This is a genomic window from Ancylomarina longa (assembly GCF_003996985.1).
GTDB classification, from domain to species: domain Bacteria; phylum Bacteroidota; class Bacteroidia; order Bacteroidales; family Marinifilaceae; genus Ancylomarina_A; species Ancylomarina_A longa.
On the sequence record NZ_RJJX01000002.1, the window covers coordinates 197,858 to 212,703 of the forward strand.

Annotated in this window: 13 protein-coding genes; 8 read left to right on the forward strand and 5 right to left on the reverse strand. The window is 36.3% G+C overall.

Going from position 1 to position 14,846, the window contains the following annotated elements; translation table 11 throughout:
* Positions 1-7: 7 nt before the first annotated feature.
* The 6 genes from DLK05_RS02925 to DLK05_RS02950 all read left to right on the forward strand — a co-directional run bounded on the left by DLK05_RS02925 (position 8) and on the right by DLK05_RS02950 (position 8,575).
* Positions 8-1,813, forward strand: a complete 1,806-nt coding sequence (locus DLK05_RS02925) for a SusF/SusE family carbohydrate-binding protein (RefSeq protein WP_209319676.1) — start codon at positions 8-10, stop codon at positions 1,811-1,813.
* Positions 1,814-1,934: 121 nt separating this feature from the next.
* Positions 1,935-5,003: an alpha-amylase family glycosyl hydrolase gene (locus DLK05_RS02930; protein ID WP_209319677.1), complete on the forward strand. Its 3,069-nt coding sequence runs from the start codon at positions 1,935-1,937 to the stop codon at positions 5,001-5,003.
* 612 nt (positions 5,004-5,615) lie between these two features.
* Positions 5,616-6,413: a phosphocholine cytidylyltransferase family protein gene (locus tag DLK05_RS02935; RefSeq protein ID WP_127342486.1), complete on the forward strand. Its 798-nt coding sequence runs from the start codon at positions 5,616-5,618 to the stop codon at positions 6,411-6,413.
* 32 nt (positions 6,414-6,445) lie between these two features.
* Complete coding sequence (locus DLK05_RS02940) at positions 6,446-7,561, forward strand: pyridoxal phosphate-dependent aminotransferase (RefSeq protein ID WP_127342487.1); 1,116 nt, start codon at positions 6,446-6,448, stop codon at positions 7,559-7,561.
* Positions 7,554-8,192, forward strand: coding sequence for a CDP-alcohol phosphatidyltransferase family protein (locus DLK05_RS02945; RefSeq protein WP_127342488.1), 639 nt, complete (start codon positions 7,554-7,556; stop codon positions 8,190-8,192). Before DLK05_RS02940 ends, DLK05_RS02945 begins: the two co-directional genes overlap by 8 nt.
* 8 nt (positions 8,193-8,200) lie before the next feature.
* Positions 8,201-8,575 carry a T9SS type A sorting domain-containing protein gene (locus tag DLK05_RS02950; protein ID WP_127342489.1) on the forward strand — a complete coding sequence of 125 codons (375 nt, stop codon included), beginning with the start codon at positions 8,201-8,203 and terminating at the stop codon, positions 8,573-8,575.
* Between the two features lie 250 nt (positions 8,576-8,825).
* Here the strand turns inward: DLK05_RS02950 and DLK05_RS02955 are convergent, their stop codons facing one another.
* From DLK05_RS02955 to DLK05_RS02975, 5 genes are all read right to left on the reverse strand, one after another.
* On the reverse strand, positions 8,826-10,109 hold the full coding sequence (locus tag DLK05_RS02955; protein ID WP_127342490.1) for a S41 family peptidase: 1,284 nt from the start codon (positions 10,107-10,109) through the stop codon (positions 8,826-8,828).
* 277 nt (positions 10,110-10,386) lie between these two features.
* Positions 10,387-10,800: an energy transducer TonB gene (locus DLK05_RS02960; RefSeq protein WP_209319678.1), complete on the reverse strand. Its 414-nt coding sequence runs from the start codon at positions 10,798-10,800 to the stop codon at positions 10,387-10,389.
* A 161-nt stretch (positions 10,801-10,961) separates the two neighbouring features.
* Positions 10,962-11,150, reverse strand: a complete 189-nt coding sequence (locus DLK05_RS02965) for a hypothetical protein (RefSeq protein ID WP_127342492.1) — start codon at positions 11,148-11,150, stop codon at positions 10,962-10,964.
* 124 nt (positions 11,151-11,274) lie between these two features.
* Complete coding sequence (locus DLK05_RS02970) at positions 11,275-12,012, reverse strand: fibrobacter succinogenes major paralogous domain-containing protein (RefSeq protein WP_127342493.1); 738 nt, start codon at positions 12,010-12,012, stop codon at positions 11,275-11,277.
* A 60-nt stretch (positions 12,013-12,072) separates the two neighbouring features.
* Positions 12,073-12,810 carry a fibrobacter succinogenes major paralogous domain-containing protein gene (locus tag DLK05_RS02975; RefSeq protein ID WP_127342494.1) on the reverse strand — a complete coding sequence of 246 codons (738 nt, stop codon included), beginning with the start codon at positions 12,808-12,810 and terminating at the stop codon, positions 12,073-12,075.
* A gap of 556 nt (positions 12,811-13,366) precedes the next feature.
* On the opposite strand from DLK05_RS02975, the gene DLK05_RS02980 reads away from it, so the two are divergent.
* Positions 13,367-14,134, forward strand: coding sequence for a hypothetical protein (locus DLK05_RS02980; RefSeq protein ID WP_127342495.1), 768 nt, complete (start codon positions 13,367-13,369; stop codon positions 14,132-14,134).
* Between the two features lie 172 nt (positions 14,135-14,306).
* Entirely contained in the window at positions 14,307-14,702 is a 396-nt protein-coding gene (locus DLK05_RS02985) for a hypothetical protein (RefSeq protein ID WP_127342496.1), read from the forward strand.
* The last annotated feature ends 144 nt before the right edge of the window (positions 14,703-14,846 follow it).

The following is a 14,846-nucleotide window of genomic DNA, read 5'->3' on the forward strand; positions in this document are numbered from 1 at the left end:
ATCTATGATGAAAAAATTAAATATACTATTTCTGTTAATAACAGGACTCTTCTTTACATTTAGTTGTACTGATGATATTGAAGTAATGGTTCCTAACGATGCTATTGTTCCTGTATTAACATCTGCAATAGATGGAAGTACAATTGTACTATCCAAGATTAATGAAAATGACCAGTTTGGTACATTTGAGTGGACTGATGCTGATTTCAAACTGGATGTTGCAGTTCAATACGCTTTAGAAGTTGATGTTCAAGGTGGTGATTTTGCCGGTCACAAAACTATTGCTACCGGTATTACTTCTCCTTATTCTCTTTCTGTTTCAGACATGAATAAAGCACTACTGGCAGCAGGATATGAAGATGGACAATCATATGACATTAGTCTTCGAGTTGTTGCAAGTAACTACTTAGCATCAGAGGCTATTTCAATGACTGTAACTACCTATTTTGATGTAGAGCCTTACAGTGTGATTGGTAGTGCTGTTGGTGGATGGAATCCTGAAAATGATCAGTACATGTCCTACGACAAAACAACTGATACCTACAACATTACTTTGGATCTTAAACCAGGAGAATTCAAATTTAGAGCTCCAAAAATTGATTCAAGCAACCCTTGGGCTGTGAACCTTGGTTTATCTGGTGATAGTAGAGTAATTGAAGAAGAAGCTAATGTAGCTCTTAAACAAGATGGTTCCAACATTCAGACTAATGGTGGAAATTACACCCTTACCTTGAGTGTTTCCGGTAATACTTTCTCTATTGTTCAAAATGCTGCTTCGGACAATACCGATTGGACTGGTGTTGAATTGGATGCTGTTGGTGACGGAGTAAGTGCTGACAATGCCGATGCAACTGCTGATGGAAGCTCTTGGGCCTGGGGAAATGTTCTCTTAGCTGACAATGGTGCAGTTCCAACTGCTGCTGCAGGTGTATATACCTGGACATGGACAGGAATTGTTTTGGAAGCGAACCAAGGTTTCAAATTAAGAACAAAAAATGGTGAAGCTGGTGTAAACGGTATTAATTTCGCTGCTGGTTTTGATAAGATTGATATTGCCAACAGCTCCGCTAAGGTTGCTGACGATGGCGGAAACATTACTGTAACTGAAAAAGGTGCTTTTGACATCACAATTACTATTGATGCTACAAATGGGGATGCTAAAAAAATTGTTATAGCAGATCCTGCTCCTAAATATCCTGCCGCTCTATACTTGATTGGTGACGGTGTAGGTGACTGGGATTGGAACAATACAGATTTACCAATGGTTCCCGTTAATGGTACTCCAAATCAATTTTGGAAAATCGTTTGGATGAATGCTACAGGTGGATTTAAAATGGCTTCTGAAAAATCTTGGGATACTGGAATCAACTTTGGTTCTGCAGAAGATGCTTATCCTGCCGGTGGTGAATATACCAAAGGAGGAAATAACATTTCTGTTCCTGGAACTGCAGGTTATTATATTGTAGTGGTTGACCTTGATACAGACAAAATATCGGTTGTTGAACCAACAGTATATTTAACTGGTGATGCAGTTGGAAGCTGGGGTAATGAAGATGCAGCGAACATATTCACAGTTGATAATGCTAACGAGAAGCTTACCATTACCAAAACATTAGCTGCTGCTGAATTAAGAATGTTTGTTGCTCATCCATATTTCCCTGCTGGTGATTGGTGGAGAACAGAATTCATGGTTCTGGATGGCGCTATTGTTCCTAGAGGAAATGGTGGTGATCAAACAAGAGTTTCTGTTGCAGCTCTTGAAACAACCATTGATCTTAACTTTAAAGCAATGACTGGGACTATAGCTCAGTAGTTTTATAATAAAAATATAAAGCATGGGGTTTCGACCTCATGCTTTATTTCTATCTCTAATTTTAAAACACTCAAGTAGAATTATAATTTTTGCCAGCATTACATCTATTACCAAAATTATTATGAAGAAACTGTACACATCCCTCCTTTTTATACTACTGTTCCTTCCTGGAATTAGTATCGGGCAAATCATTACTACCAACCCAACCTTCCCAACCGAGGATAAAGAAGTCACCATCACTTTTGATGCTGCTTTAGGTACTGCCGGATTAAAAGATTATACCGGTGATGTTTATGCACATACCGGAGTTATTACAGATAAAAGCACCTCCGAAAGTGACTGGAAATATGCTCCTACCTGGGGCGATAACAGTGCAAAATACAAGCTGACTTCTCTGGGAAACAACAAATGGCAGCTTGCCATCACTCCTAATATCCGTGACTATTACGGCGTACCCACAGGTGAAAAAATATTAAAAATGGCTTTCGTCTTTCGAAGTGCTGATAAAACTTTAGAAGGAAAAGACGATGGCGGAAAAGACATTTTTGCAGATGTAAGCGAAGGCGGATTAAATGTAAGCTTTGCATCTCCTGCCAATAATAAAATGATTCAGAAAAATGAGGTACTCAGCGTTCAGGTGAATGCAAGTGGTAACGATAATCTCACCTTATACCTGGATGGAGTTCAAAACAACACCACTACCACATCCGAAATAGCTACTACAATACAGACTGCTATTGCCGGAACACACGAATTAATAGCAGTTGCAACATCTGGTACTACCGAAGCCCGGGATACGACCCATTTCTTTGTACGTGAAAATGTAGTAAGCGAGACAATGCCAGCAGGATTAATAGAGGGAATCAACTATATTGATGATACTACCGTTGATTTATCGCTATACGCACCCCATAAAAACTTTATATACGTCATTGGTGATTTCAATAATTGGGAAATCGACAACACGTACCAAATGAAAAAAGATGGCGATCACTTTTGGATTTCGATCAACAATCTTACTCCGGGACAGGAATATGCCTTTCAGTATATCATCGACGGAGCTATTAAAATTGCCGATCCTTATGCAGATAAGTTGCTTGATCCATGGAACGATCAGTATATATCTACCAGTACCTATCCCAACCTAATGCCTTATCCGGCAGATAAAACCACCGAAATTGCCAGTGTTTTTCAAACCGCACAAAGTAATTTCACATGGACAGATGCCTCATTTAGTACTCCTGCAAAAAATGATTTGGTAGTTTACGAACTGCATGTGAGAGATTTTACAGCTGCAGGCAATATCAAAACAGTAAAAGATACCTTAAACTATTTGCAGCGATTGGGAGTAAATGCCATTGAATTAATGCCATTCAACGAATTTGAAGGAAACGATTCGTGGGGATACAATCCCTCCTTCTACTTCGCGCCTGATAAAGCTTACGGAACAAAAGACGACTACAAAACATTCATCAACGAATGCCACAAAAGAGGAATTGCTGTTTTCATGGATATGGTTTTAAACCATTCTTTCGGACAATCGCCCTTCCTGCGCATGTATTTCGATGGAACCAATCCTACTGCCGATAATCCTTGGTATAACCAGCACAGTAATTTCGAAAATCCCGATGCACAGTGGGGATACGATTTTAATCACGAAAGTGCAGCCACCCAAAAGTTGGTCGACAGAATTAATGCTTACTGGATGAACGAATACCATATCGACGGATTCCGCTTCGACTTTACCAAAGGATTCTCCAATACCGTTCATAGTAATAGCACCGATCCGTGGGGAAGTAAAAGAGATACAGCTCGAATCAGTTTATTGGAACGTATGGCAGACCAAATCTGGAATGTAAAACCAAATGCCAAAGTAATTTTCGAACACCTTTCGGATAATACCGAGGAAAAAGAATTGGCAGCTCATAATATTCTACTTTGGGGAAATGCCAATCATGATTATAATGAAGCTACCATGGGATTCACCTCCAATTTTAGCTGGACTTCCTGGAAAAACAGAGGATGGAATGCTCCTCAAATTGTGAACTACATGGAGAGTCATGATGAAGAGCGATTGATGTTCAAGAATCTGGAATTTGGAAATTCGGATGGAGATTATAATGTGAAAGACTTAAATACTGCCCTTTCGAGAGTAGAAGCAGCAGCAGCTTTTTTCTTTACCGTACCCGGACCCAAAATGATCTGGCAGTTTGAAGAGCTAGGCTACGATGTTTCTATAGATGAAAACGGACGAGTAGGCAGAAAACCCATTCACTGGGATTATCAGGATAACCCGAACCGCGAAAGACTTTACCAGGTATTTCAGGCACTTATAAAATTGAAAAAAGAACAAGCAGCAATAGAGTCTTCCGACTTTTCATTAATTACGGATAAAGCTTTAAAGCGTATCGAAATCAACAGTAATGATATGGATGTTCGTATCATTGGCAACTTCGATGTAATTGCAGGGGCAATTTCTCCCAACTACAGCAAAACAGGAACTTGGTACGATTACTTTAGTGGTGATGCAGTAAATGTAACGGATGTGAATGCGAATGTAAGCCTTGCTCCGGGAGAGTATCATATTTACACAAGCAAAGCTTTGAGCGCACCTGCTGTTATCGCAGCACCTGTAGCTTCAAATATCAGCGTCAGCGGTATTTTCCGCGAAGATGAAAGCTTAACGGCTACTTACACCTATTCCGATGCCAATTCCGATGCGGAAGGCAGTTCGATTTATCAATGGTACAGAGCAGATGATGCAAATGGCACCAACGCAACAGCCATCGATGGCGCAAATAGTTTAAGCTATACTTTGGCTCGGGCCGATCGTGGTAACTTCATCCGTTTTGCGGTAACTCCTGTAGCACAGACTGGTGTTTTGGTTCAAGGTCGTACGGTTTATGGTACTTATAGCGATGAGATCGCCTACTCTACCGGTATCGACGATGTTTTAAATCAACAATTGCGATTTTATCCAAATCCGGTTCATGATATTCTTTATTTGGAGAATTTGAACCAAGTAAAACAAATTCAATTGTTCGATCTATCAGGAAGAGCAGTACTTGCCGTACAAACACCTAATACTACCGTAAACCTGGATATGAATAGCTTAAAGACCGGAATGTATATTCTGGTATTTGAATTGGAAGATGGTTCCCACTTAAGCAAAAAAATAATGAAACAATAGTTAGTTTTTTTAGTTTATAACAAGCAAAAAATCCTGCTAAACCAAAGTTTAGCAGGATTTTTTTTTATAATTCTAACAGGTGAAAAGAGGAAATCTAAAGGATTTTAGAACACCAACCATTCAAGTTGGTACAGAGTCAAATCATAGATTTTACGGGCCTAAATTCTTGCACAAATTCCGTCCCCCAATAACGCCCTTACGTTTATGATGTAATGTTATGTTTTTGACCTTTCTTTTTTACCTTATAAATATATCTGCCATGAAATATAGGTTTATGTTATCTGTTTGTGCTATTTATAAAATCAGTCCAAATAAAATAAGGATGACACGCCATTAGTAAAACCTGAAATTTTAGAGTATCTTTGCGAACGGATTACATTTTTTTTGATATCAATATATTTACTATCATTTTTGTTGATAAGCTTCTAAAGCAAACTACTACCGCATTAACAGACTTCATTCTTATAGTTGAGTTATGCATTAGTAGACCTCATACTTATAGTTAAATTATCAGCAACTAGTCCAAAGCATCAAAGTACTAATAATTAGTACGCCTAAGTGCTTTTAATCGAGTGTTTACGTTTTTTTTGATGACACCAAATGAATTAAAGTATGAATATTAATTCAGACGAATATCATGGTGACAATCGTATTTCCACAGCATTACTTCTTGCCGCTGGAACAGGCAGTCGTCTATTTCCTTTAACAAAAAGCTCACCCAAATGCCTTACTCTTGTCAATGAAAAGTCAATTCTTGAGAGACTGATCATTAATTTAAAAAAACAAGGATTTACCCGACTTGTAATTGTTACAGGCTATGAAAAAGAATGCATCATGGATTTTCTTGGTAGTCATTCTGGAAACTTAACCATTGAATACATAAATAGCCCTCTATACCGAAGCACAAACAATATTTATTCTCTTTGGATGGCTCGTAATATCATAAATGAGCCTTTTGTTCTATTTGAAAGCGATTTGGTTTTAAATACATCCTTGCTCGATGAAATGGTTTTCCCTGATAAAATGGCCATTGCTAAAATGCAACCCTGGCTTAATGGAACCACCGTTTCGGTTAACAAACAGAATCAGGTTACTCAGTTTCATGAAGGAACCACCGATACCTATTCTGATATTCGTTATAAAACAGTTAATATTTACAGTTTTTCGCTTTCATCATGGCAGGCAATTGTTAAAAGACTTAACGCATATATTTCTGAAGGCAATGTTAACTGTTATTATGAAACCGTTTTTTCTGAAATGATTGATAATAAAAGTTTATCATTTGAATCGGTTTTATTTGACCATAAACCATGGTATGAAATTGATACAATTCATGATTTGGCCGAAGCAGAAAAACTTTTCCCAATAGAATTGAAAATACAGCCTAAGCGTACTATGGCAAATGCATAGTGGTTTTAGAATAAATGATAAATACATATACAATGGACAATAAATATAAAACACAAGCTGAGAAATACGAATACATATCAAAACAACATGGCGGCTATTATCGACATAATTTTACTGACCATGCCTACCTATATAATCTTTATTTTCCACCCAAAGCTGTGTTTACACATCTTAAGGACAACATTCATAATTTAGTATTGAATTACCCTATGGCACAAGATGCACTTGCAGAACTTATTGGGGAAATAATAGCGCAACCAGCAGACAGAATAGTTGTTGGAAATGGCGCTGCCGAAATCATTAAAATAATTTCAGGACAATTAGCAAAAAAGATAATTATTCCTGTTCCCTCATTTAATGAATATGCCAATGCAGCACCCGATGGACATGTGGTAGAATTCCCTCTCGAATTTCCATCCTTTCAACTCGATGTAGATAAATTTGCAGCGGAGGCCATAAAAGTTGGAGCCGATATTGCTGTGGTGGTAAGTCCCAATAATCCTACTTCGATTTTGGTACCAAAAGCCGATTTAATACGCTTGGCACAACAGCTGGAGGGACACAATTGCATGCTCATTATTGATGAATCTTTTCTTAATTTTGCGGATAACAAAGAGCAAATAAGCATGGAACAAGACATGGTCAAATATCCAAATATGGCTATATTAAAAAGCATGAGTAAAGCCTATGGAATATGCGGCCTCAGAATTGGATATCTATTAACTGCTAACCGGGAATTTGCCAAGGAGGTTCGAAACGGAATTCATATTTGGAACATTAATGGATTTGCCGAAGAATTTCTACGAATATTACCAAGTTATAAAAAGGAATTTGAAGCTAGCTGCGAATTGGTTAAATCAGACCGGGATATGTTCTATGAAAAACTCTGTGCAATTGAAGGAATGACCGTTTTTAAACCCGATGCCAACTATATTTTTTGCCGTTTACCTGATACTGCTTTAAGTGGACCTGAAATCACAAAACGTTTATTTATTAAGCACAACATATACATTAAGGATAGTGCTGGGAAAACACAACCCGATGCAACCCGATATATTCGAATTGCAAGTCGTACCAATAAGGAAAACAGTAAACTTATTGAAGCTTTGAAAGATGTAATGTATTTAAAAAGTGAATCCTATGAATAACAAACAACAGGCAGGCATGCTTGCCTTTGCCAAAGATTTACCAAATATTTGTTCTCTTTTGGGATTATTGTGTGCTGTATTAGCGATATATTTTGCAATAGAAGGAAATTTTCCAGCATCCATCATTGGCATATTATGGGCAGTATTATTCGATTGGTACGATGGAATTATAGCACGAAAATTAAAAAACAGAACCAAAGTACAGGGTGTGTTCGGAAGTCAACTCGACTCCATAATAGATATTGTAAGTTTTGGAATACTACCCGCAATTCTCCTTTTAAGCTATGGAAATTATAATGTCTGGTTTATTCCCGGAGCATTTGTAATTGTTGCATCCAGCGCTATTCGGTTGAGTTATTTTAATGTTTATGGCCTTATTGATAGTAAAACATATAAGGGACTTTCACTTGATAATAATGTTCTAATCCTGGCTTTTGCCTTTTTATTTGAAAGTTTCTTCACGCAGACTGCTTTTTCAATACTTATTTATATAATCTTAATGATTCTATCGGCATTTAATTTATCCTCTGTACCAACCCCGAAATTTGGAGGAAAATGGATTTATGTGCTAATTACATATGTAATGGTATTGACATCCATTTTTGGATGGATTCTGTATAATAGAGTTTAAGCTATACTTTGGCTCGGGCCGATCGTGGTAACTTCATCCGTTTTGCGGTAACTCCTGTTGCACAAACGGGGGAATTGCTTCAAGGCCAAAAAGTTTACAGCGCTTATAGCGATGAGATCGCCTACTCTACCGGCATCGACGATGTTTTAAATCAGCAATTGCGATTTTATCCAAATCCGGTTCGCGATATTCTTTATTTGGAGAATTTGAATCAGGTGAAGCAAATTCAATTGTTCGATCTATCAGGAAGAGCAGTTCTTGCTGTGCAAACGCCCAATAATTCGGTAAATCTGAATATGAACGCACTGAAGAATGGAATGTATATTCTGGTATTTGAATTGGAAGATGGTTCGCGCCTAAGTAAGAAAATATTGAAACAATAGTTAGTTTTTATTAGTTTATAACAAGCAAAAAATCCTGCTGAACCTAGGTTGAGCAGGATTTTTTCATTAACAAAAGTAGTATTCCTACAATTATATTGTTTTCTGCAATACATATTTGTCTCTTACTTTTTTAAGCCTGAAACCAAAAAGTATAGTGGTATTATTTCAATCACTGTTTCTACTAAAACAGGAGGATTTTCAACATCAGCAAACAAAATAAATCCCTAATTTATAATTGGATTTCCTGATCTTACTTCTGCTTGCTCGCCATAATTTTATTATTCTTTTTTATCCAATCATAAACGGGATCAGTCCCCTTCTTGTAATCTTCAAAGCTTGTTTCTATTTGGATATCTGGTTGCAAAGAATTCATCACTTCATCTGTTTCTTTAAAATATTTTGTGGAGTAAAGCACCTCAATACCTGAATGAGGAAGCTTAAAACCCCTTACCTCCCCAAAATGATTTGGCTTCCCTCCTGTTTCTTCTCCCACAAAAACAGCATTGGTCAACCTTTTAAAATCCATCGCATTTATAATGGCGGATGAAAAAGTTTTTCGACCTAAGACAACATACAATTTCAGATCAGGATTCTTTTTAGCATACTTAGCAATCTTCTCAATTAATGCGGTTCCTTGTTCAGAACTTCCTCCCCCATTCAAACGAATATCAAATACAAGCTTATCCACGGGTTCATTTTTCAGAATAGTAAATACATGTTTTCCGAAATCTTCAAATGAAGGCAATTTATCTGCTTTTTTCCTGCCAAACTTCATTTCACATTCGCGTCCCCAACATTTATTGTATTGCAAATAAAATAGCTTCTCCCTTGCTTGATAGTAATCAATGAAAAAGATTCTCTTATTTCTATAGCAAAGAGCTAATGAATCAGGTTGAAATCCTATTCGATTTTTGCTATTCATTTCTGCTGGTTCTATCCACTGAAATTTTATTTGTCCATTATCATCTTTTAATTCCAATTCAATTTTTTTGCTTTCTGCAATACCAAAATACTTTAATACTTGAACTGAAGGCAATAGGTGAGGAATAGCATTTTTAACTAATGCCTGATTGTCAACTGTAATCAAAGTACTTAAACTATCAGCAATGTCATCAACGGGGATGTGATTAATTGACAACAATTGTTGTCCTAAAAGGCTCTTATATTTATCGGTTGTATGCAGAATGTACATACCATCCTTAAACCAATACAAATGCAATGGTAAAAACTGCTTCTTGTCAATCAGTTTTCCCCATCTCACATGAGTATGAGAATCACCAAAACTCGCAACCAATTGCTGCAAACTCATGGCCATTTCAAAGTCGGATAGCTCATTTTTGTTTTTTCTGATTTTCTCTATTCCTTCCAGGTATTCCTTTTGGCTCTTCACTGCGAATAGATTGTAATGTTTTTGGGGCAGTGCATTTGACATAAAATCCAGATCTGAATCCCAATCTATCGTTTTACAATTTTTTTGAGAATTACAGGATAACATGAAAGATAGTCCTATAATTAGTAAACTTATTTTTCTCATTTTTAATTTCTTTTTAAATTATTATTAAGGAATAGCTCTATAAATTCGTCACTAACTTACGATTTTTATAGGATGTTATTATTAGTTATATTTTGAATTCTGAATGTCAACAGACTTTATATTCTTTTGAATTATGATATAATTGATTCTCACAAATAGAAATACACTAAACCCTACACGATTAAAGAAAAATCATTCCCATAAGGATTAACTTCAAACACTAGCAAAACGGCAATATTACCTGAAGTCAAAATTAATTGGAACAGTATAACTTACCTTAACTGGTATTTTTGATAAAAATTGCAGGAGTCCAAAGTGGTGATGATTTAACTACTCTAGAAGATTCCTGATCTATTAGAGGATGAACAGACTTTTCGATCTTAGCATCCTCTAATCTACCTTCTTTATTAACGACAAAGCTTACATAAACTTTTCCTTTTATTCCGTTATTTAAACAAGTTTCAGGATATCTGACTCCTCTAGAAATATAATATTGACCTTTAATTTGTATTTTCCCTTTATAATTGGAAATATACTTTCCTTCTTTAATTTTATTTTGATCTTTCCTAACAGAAAATATTTCTGATGTATTAGCTTTGCTATCTACATTTATAACCTCTAAATATTCTGTTTGTCCAAATAGTATTGATGATAAGTGAATTAGAATAAATCCTAATAGTATTGATTTCATTTGTAATATAGTTTTAAGAATATAATTTGAGCCATTTATAATATTGCACATAACAAAAAATTGAATTAGGCATGGCAGAGTGCTTGCTACTATAAATATTAGAGCTGTATAGGCTTTGAAACTAAAAACAGCATTAACAATATTCGAAATATTACAAACCCTTATTCTTTTGTTAATACTTCAATGGCTTTGTCAAGAACTTCATCTTTATGTTGTCTTATTCCGGCAATAGTCTGTTTTACTTCAATATCTGGGACTATGCCTATTCGTTGTGTTTTATTACCATTGGGATAATAAACTCCAATACCGCTGAATAGTAAGCATAACAGGGTGGAAATTTTAGTTGTCATATGTTATAATTTTCTGATTAAGTCCACATGAAATCCGCAAATAAATTTAAATCTTCCACTAGGTGTAATTTTAGCTATTAAATTTACATGCTCGTTTCATGTGATTTATGTAATTATGTGTTAATTAATTTTTAATGCAACGGACAGAATATCCATTTTTTTTATAGTTAATACCCCTAGATACAGTTGAATCCCAACAAAAAAGAAACAGAAAACCTGCAGAAGTTTCATTATATTCAGGCATTGCCCACCAATCACCATAATATCCCAACTTATTTGAATTTTTATCTAAATAGCGTCTTCCGCCAGGCAATGCAGTAAAGCCACTGCTATTATCCGATTCGGATAGGTCATCCCAATGTAAATCACCAACTTCTTTCATCTTATAGCTAGCTATGGTATCGCCACCTAGCTGATTAATTAATATATCCCAGTCGTTAATAGTAGGAACACGCCAGCCTTTAGGGGCAATCTTACGCTCATCGGCTACTGCATACCAATTATACAACAGACCATAGGTAGCTATGGTATCTAAGCTACTGGTGTTGTTGTAAGTACAATAAGCACCACTCGTTAATGCTGCCCACTCCTCATTATCTAAAACATTAGGGATATATTCTCCATTTCGATATCGGGTGGTTCGCAGGTTCTCGGCCATCCATGTTTGATTGCCAATTACAATGGTTTTGTATTCGTTCCCGTCTATATCGGTAACAGAACCATAGCTTTTATCCGGATTAAAAATTGCGCTTGTTTTTCCGTTAAGCGGATTTGCAGGCCTGTCCGGATTGTCTTTTTCACAAGCTACACATGCGATGAATACAAGTCCAATGAATAATTTACAGGTTAATTTGAAGATCATATTTTAAATGTTTAGGGTTAATTATTCGCAAAGCTTTTATCGTTTCTCGATTAATACTGTTCATTCTTTTATGCAACGAACGGAAAATCCATTTTTTTTATAGTTAATACCCCTAGATACAGTTGAATCCCAACAAAAAAGAAACAGAAAACCTGCAGAAGTTTCATTATATTCAGGCATTGCCCACCAAACACAATAAAATCCTACATTCTCTGAAGCATTGGCAAGGTAACGGAATCCGCCAGGCAATGCAGTAAAGCCACTACTATTATCCGATTCGGATAGGTCATCCCAATGTAAATCACCAACTTCTTTCATCTTATAGCTAGCTATGGTATCGCCACCTAGCTGATTAATTAATATATCCCAGTCATTAATAGTAGGAACACGCCAGCCTTTAGGGGCAATCTTACGCTCATCTGCTACTGCATACCAATTATACAACAGACCATAGGTAGCTATGGTATCCAGACTGCTAGTGTTGTTGTAAGTACAATAAGCACCATTCGTTAATGCTGCCCATTCCTCATTATCTAAAACATTAGGAATATATTCTCCATTTCGATATCGGGTGGTTCGCAGGTTCTCGGCCATCCATGTTTGGTCTCCAATTACAATGGTTTTGTATTCGTTCCCGTCTATATCGGTAACAGAACCATAGCTTTTATCCGGATTAAAAATTGCGCTTGTTTTTCCGTTAAGCGGATTTGCAGGCCTATCCGGATTGTCTTTTTCACAAGCCACACATGCGATGAATACAAGTCCAATGAATAATTTACAGGTTAATTTGAAGATCATATTTTAAGAGTTAATCATATACAATTTTTTAAGCTCCAACTAATGTAATCATATATTTTTAAAGAGCTTAAACAACAGCAAGTAAAATAAGTAAATACAATAAGTAATTGGGTGAAATTAAATACTGCAACATAAAAGAATCTCCTACAAAAGCCATAATGCTTCGTTTTTTAGTTTTATTTACACGATCAATGCTTTCAGTATGTTTTTCAGCATATTGATGCAAATTACATCATTCTATTCTATCGGGAAAACAAAACCAATACTTTACCATCAAAATATCTTATGAAACTATTTTTTTCATTCCCCTGAAATCCGCATGGTATATAGTCATGCCAAAGATTTATCTACATAATTTTATCTTCTTTATTTTATTTTTTTCATAAAATACTTTTATAACTTGATTTATTTTTTCTAAATTCGATTTGTTTTTAACATTGCAGTAATGCAAAACACGAAAGTAAAAAGTCTCGGCCGGGACATTAGAATAAAAATAATTTTTGTGCAGAGAGATTGGTGATGGAGATGGTACAAACCAATTTAAAAAATCAGAACTATGTCTGACCAACAAAATTTAATAGAATTAAATGACGAAATTAAAACAGTATCAAATGAGGAGATACTCTTTTGCAACATGCCTTATAAGGTGTTTATTGACGAGGCCGAGGATATTCATACTCGCGCAAGTATCGACCTGCCGCTACTTAGTCCGTATGGATTAAAAGCCGAAGCACTAGATAAATTGTTAGCTTATACCGGTGCGCTTCGGGCAGCTCAATCGAATTGGGAAACTAAAAATACCGATAAGGAAAACGCAGTAGAAACCTGGAATGCTGAAGCCCCGGAAATGTATAATTTAAAAGAAGACTTGATAGACAATATGGAGTTTGCCTATCGGGCAAACGAGAATCTGTTAAATAAGTTAAAAACCATAAAAGAGGGTAATTCCCGAGCCGATACCATTCAGGATATGGCAAGTTTATCGGTATTGGGAAAAGACAATCCTGCGCCATTGGTAGCTATTGGTTTCGATATTACCCTTTGCGACAAAGCAGCCGAAATGGCCGACCGCATGGGAACTTTATTAGGTGATATTAATGGTCGTATGTATTTCGATGATGAGCTAAAAATCATCAGAGACAAGGCTTACACCTTAACAAAAAAAGCAATAGATGAAATTCGTAGCTATGGTAAGTTTGTTTTCCGAAAAGATCTCAAAAAACTACAAGCATATGCCAGCAAATACCATCGCGAACGACAGCAGGAATATCGCAAGCAAAAAAAGATGAATGCAGAATATAATAAACAACAAATTTCGGATTAGGACTACTATTTTAACTTCAGGCAATTGACTATTGCCATACAAAAGGGAACTTAAAAAATTCCCTTTTTTTTATGTGTTCACAATTTTCTTATTACAGTCACATGGAAGCCGCAAGTAAATTTAAACCTTCCACCGAGTGTAACTTTATCGATTAAATTTACATGCTCATATCATGCTTCCTTTTCTCCTCTATCACTCTCCTTTGCCCTTGCCTATTCTTCCACCTCATGATTTTTTCCTTCTGCATCAAAGGAATGACCTTCAACTTCATAAGAAAAGGTTTCAACTTCACAGATTTGGCTTTCAACTTCAAGAAACAAGCCTTCAACTTCAAGAGGAGAGCCTTCAACTTCACAGATTTGGTCTTCAACTTCATAGTGAAGAACTTCCGGTTGATGCAGAACAAGAGACCTGTGACGCAGAAAACCAAAAGTTTGATGCGGGACAAAAAAAATCTGTCACGGATAAGCTCTTGCCTGTCACGGAAGCGTATTTTCGTGAGGAGGAACAGTTGATCGGTGAAGTCAACGCAGCGTTCTTACCTGGAATGGGAAAACGCCGCAAATAAGCATAGTTGCAAATTGCACTCCTATCTCTGAACAGAATCCCTATTCCGTCGCGAAGAATCCGATTACCTCTGATTAAGCGAAGTGTGCGCGACGATTTATGTGAGATTCCTCATCCCGGGATGGCAGTCGCAAAATGCTCCTTT